Below are 3,610 nucleotides of genomic sequence, written 5' to 3' on the forward strand. Positions count from 1 at the left end.
GGGAGTGTTTGTCTACTTTTCTGACTAGGATCAAGCTTTTGCCCTACTAACTAACTTCAATTCGGGAAAATAATTCTTGGGACGAACTGCACGATAAAACCCCAACAAATTCGACACTAGATCCTCCGCACTAAAACCACTGTCTGTTGCCCATCCATACCATTTTTTTTGCATGCCTTCGAAGACAGGGGCAACTTTCATCATCATAGCTAAAGCAATGCGATGCCTTTGATGTAGGGGACGACCTTTTTTTATAAGCCATATAACTGCCTGACCAACGCACACCCCTGAGGTATCCAATCCTTTTAAACCTTTAGTTTTTCTCATGGTCTGTGTGTAGACAACACGATAATAAGGTTCGTTAGAACGTTCGCCTACTTGCATTTGATGCAATACAGCCCTTATGTCATCCCCCCTAGCATGACCTAAATCAATCCAGCCAATCACTTCCGAATACACAAGGCCACTAGCCTTTACAGGCGCATCACTGGGATCAATTATATCGCTCCGTTTGCTCATATCTAACTTTCCATTTATTGTTAATAACAGCAAGTTACCACAGCACTACAACAAAATCAATAAACCCTTTAAAATCATTTAGTTATGACAGAAACATGACAATTCATATTAGCTATTAAAGGCTTTATCTTAGCGCCAATTAACATACTAATATCATAGATAAATGCAATTACCGAAACCGGCCAAGTTAATTGACGCTAAACCGGACAAAGTAGTTGACGTTCTATACGTTCTTTTATTTATCATAAGGAAGGTGTGATTTTTTACTTAAATACCTTTCTCTTTTTTTTTTATAATTCACTTTTTTTAATATTTAAATCTTAATTAATTTTTAGCATTTTCTTTTTTTTTTAGAAATACTTAAACCGCTTAAATTTAATTAATTTTTTATTTCACTAAAAGATTTTCGCCAGCTTCATTTCTGATAAGCCTACTGGTGATTAAAGGTAAAACTTAAATTAATAATTATGCAAACAATAAAAAAACTTTTGAGTCAGCTATTCGTTTTATTTTCGCTTGTTGCTGCAATTAATGCAGTGATGGTAATTGCTTATCCATTAGGCCAAATAAACGATTGGCCAAGGTTTTTACTCACTGAAGGAGCATTAAATTCTCAGGAAGAATGGGAAGATTTTACTAGTAATTGTCTAGACTCTTATTGGCAAGTTGAAGTGAAAATATTTATATTAGCTGTGAGACGGTTTTCCGGCATCCAGCATTTCATTATGTATTTTCTCGATATGAATTTGAAAAATACTCAGGCATAAATTTCTTTGAACTATTATCCACAAATAATGTTAATAAGTAGGCTTTTTATCTGAAAAGAGAGGCCTAACTTATTGATTAATAGCATGTTGAGTTTATAGCTCAATATTTGAGCTATCTAACGTAAATCGTCAATGGAATTAATGCCGGGAACATTAAACCAATCCGGCATCCGTTTATGTACCGGGGTAATCCTCCCACAAAACCATAGCAATTAGAAGTAGAATTTCTTATAAAGGAAATTCAATGAAAAGATCACGATATACCGACAGCCAAATCATGGCGATTCTTAAACAAGCCGAAACTGGTACGCCTGTACCAGAACTGTGCCGAGAGCATGGCATGAGCAGCGCTACTTTCTACAAGTGGCGTGCTAAATACGGTGGCATGGATGCCTCCATGATGTCTCGCCTTAAAGAGCTTGAAGCGGAGAATCAGCGCCTTAAAAAGATGTATGCCGAAGAACGTCTAAAGGCTGAGATCGCTCGCGAGGCGATTGAAAAAAAGTGGTAACGCCATCTCGACGCAAAGAGATGGCGCAACGCGCGGTCACGCAATTTAGAGCGAGTATACGAGTGGCATGCGAGGTATTTAGCATCAGCCAAAGCTGCTATTACTACCAGCCTAGACAAGCCGGTGAGAATGAGGTCATTGCTGACTGGTTGATTCGATTAACCACCGCTCAACGTAACTGGGGCTTTGGCCTATGTTTCCTGTATTTACGTAATATTAAGGGCTTTAAATGGAACCACAAACGAGTCTATCGAATCTACCGCGAGCTCGAGTTAAACTTGCGTATCAAACCTAAGAAACGAATTGTACGTGAGCGTCCTGAGGCGCTCGGTGCAACCACTGCGATCAACCAAGTATGGTCAATGGATTTTATGCATGACCAACTGGCTGACGGTCGCTGCTTGCGTCTCTTTAACGTGATTGATGACTTTAACCGTGAGGGTTTGGGCATAGAGGTGGACTTCTCTTTGCCTGCAGAGCGAGTCACGAGAGTGTTGGATCAAATCATCGAGTGGCGAGGCAAGCCTGCGTGCTTAAGGTGTGATAATGGGCCGGAATACATTAGTAAAACACTCCTAGCGTGGGCAGCTAAGCGGCATATCACGTTGATTCACACTCAGCCCGGTAATCCACAACAAAACGCGTATGTCGAGCGCTATAATCGGACGGTACGTTATGACTGGTTAACCCAGAATCTCTTCGACAGCCTAGAAGAAGTTCAGCACGGAGCGACTGCTTGGCTCTGGACTTATAATAACGAACGCCCCAACATGGCATTAGGTGGCATCACACCGAGGCAAAAATTACATCAACATAAATTAAATAACTCTACTGCCAACTGCTATTAAAAATGGGGTGATTACCCCGGCACTTCTTCGTCTTCGGTGGTTTTGCTTTGGACTGAATTTTTATCCGCGAGAGTAGGGGCTTCAGAGCTTGTTTGCTCAGTTGGCCGTTTGTCCGTATCTTCTGTTACTTCCTCATTTAAAACTTGGCTGGATTCATCAGTGCTTTTTTGTTGGTTGTAAGATTGAACGTTTTCATTTGTTTTACTGCTACTTAAAGTGAAATGTTTCCGACAGAAAACGCCCACTGTATTAGCTGCTATCTCTACTCCTTCTTCTAATTTTAAGTAAGCAGCAATATCCTTATAACTCATTCCGTTGTTGAATAAATATTCAATTTCGGTTTTATAAGGTAATAAACGATTACGGCCAGTAGTTTTATTTTGGCGGCGTGAGTTTATAAAAGAGTTTAATTTATCTGTTTTCATAATTTTAATCAATAAAAGTTAATTAAAAGCAATCAGAGCATTAAAGCTAATATAGCATATTTAAATTAATATTAAATTGTTATTGTTAATAAAAGTTATTTAATGGTGGGTTAATAAGTTAGTTAAGGTGATTAAAATAATTTATTTAAAACTGTATAAACTAATTAAAACTATCTATTATGGAAAAGGTATTTATAGGAATCTATAATTAACAAAGATTAATTATAAAAACATGACTAACTAATAATAAATGATATAAAAACATAAAAATCAATTAAATAGAAAAAATCATTTTTAAACAACAACCAAAATCATCCCAATCTGATAAGAAATTACTGCGATTAGCTTAAAAAATCGGCAGTATCAAGAGGGAGGTTGTGTGTGTAATGGCTAGATGCAGGATAGGCTGTCGCCGTTAAAAGTGGACACTTTTAAAAGATGAAACGGTTGCCGTTTCAAGTTCCAAGCATCTGCTTGGAAACGCCACTTTTGGCTATTTTCTCTATCTGTAGTCCCCCCATTTTTAGTAGCAATTTTAGG

4 protein-coding genes are annotated in these 3,610 nt (G+C 38.0%); 2 read left to right on the plus strand and 2 right to left on the minus strand.

Features of this window, described 5'->3' with window-relative positions; all coding sequences use genetic code 11:
- Positions 1-30 precede the first annotated feature (30 nt).
- Entirely contained in the window at positions 31-519 is a 489-nt protein-coding gene (locus HMPREF3179_RS01010) for a hypothetical protein (RefSeq protein ID WP_210398736.1), read from the minus strand.
- A 467-nt stretch (positions 520-986) separates the two neighbouring features.
- Between HMPREF3179_RS01010 and HMPREF3179_RS01015 the strand changes: the two genes are divergently transcribed.
- Positions 987-1,286, plus strand: coding sequence for a hypothetical protein (locus HMPREF3179_RS01015; RefSeq protein ID WP_036561349.1), 300 nt, complete (start codon positions 987-989; stop codon positions 1,284-1,286).
- Between the two features lie 244 nt (positions 1,287-1,530).
- A protein-coding gene (locus HMPREF3179_RS01025) for an IS3 family transposase (RefSeq protein ID WP_141743411.1) occupies positions 1,531-2,645 on the plus strand; the annotation gives its coding sequence in 2 pieces (ribosomal slippage) (positions 1,531-1,783 and positions 1,783-2,645; 1,116 coding nt in all).
- Positions 2,646-2,656: 11 nt separating this feature from the next.
- Here the strand turns inward: HMPREF3179_RS01025 and HMPREF3179_RS01030 are convergent.
- Positions 2,657-3,070 carry a hypothetical protein gene (locus tag HMPREF3179_RS01030; protein WP_070469329.1) on the minus strand — a complete coding sequence of 138 codons (414 nt, stop codon included), beginning with the start codon at positions 3,068-3,070 and terminating at the stop codon, positions 2,657-2,659.
- Between the last annotated feature and the right edge of the window lie 540 nt (positions 3,071-3,610).

Origin of the sequence: Oligella sp. HMSC09E12 (assembly GCF_001808505.1) — a bacterium.
Classification (GTDB): domain Bacteria; phylum Pseudomonadota; class Gammaproteobacteria; order Burkholderiales; family Burkholderiaceae_B; genus Oligella; species Oligella urethralis.

Coding starts and splice junctions, on each gene's coding strand:
- HMPREF3179_RS01010 (WP_210398736.1), bottom strand. CDS start 519: ATGAGCAAACGGAGCGATATAATTGATCCCAGTGATGCGCCTGTAAAG.
- HMPREF3179_RS01015 (WP_036561349.1), top strand. CDS start 987: ATGCAAACAATAAAAAAACTTTTGAGTCAGCTATTCGTTTTATTTTCG.
- HMPREF3179_RS01030 (WP_070469329.1), bottom strand. CDS start 3,070: ATGAAAACAGATAAATTAAACTCTTTTATAAACTCACGCCGCCAAAAT.